Source organism: Streptomyces sp. NRRL F-5650 (assembly GCF_000721365.1).
Taxonomy (GTDB): Bacteria; Actinomycetota; Actinomycetes; order Streptomycetales; family Streptomycetaceae; genus Streptomyces; species Streptomyces ardesiacus.
Genome location: NZ_JOGV01000198.1, coordinates 1 through 236 on the forward strand (window position 1 = coordinate 1; position 236 = coordinate 236).

The window sequence follows — 236 nt, forward strand, 5'->3', positions numbered from 1 at the left end:
AGACGAAGCGGACCGTGAGCGAGCGGTCGGTGAAGGCGCGCAGTGCCTCGTAGGCCATCGCGGGGCCCAGGTCCGAGCCGCCGATGCCGACGTTGACGATGTTGCGGATGCGCTTGCCGGTGTGCCCGGTCCACGCGCCGCCGCGGACCCGGTCGGCGAAATCGGCCATCCTGTCGAGCACCGCGTGGACGTGGGGGACGACGTTCTCGCCGTCGACCTCGACCACCGCGTCCCGC

1 pseudogene is annotated in these 236 nt (G+C 72.0%); it reads right to left on the reverse strand.

The window, feature by feature from the left end:
• Window positions 1–236, reverse strand: a pseudogene (locus tag IG88_RS40020) (glucose-6-phosphate isomerase); the annotation flags it as partial.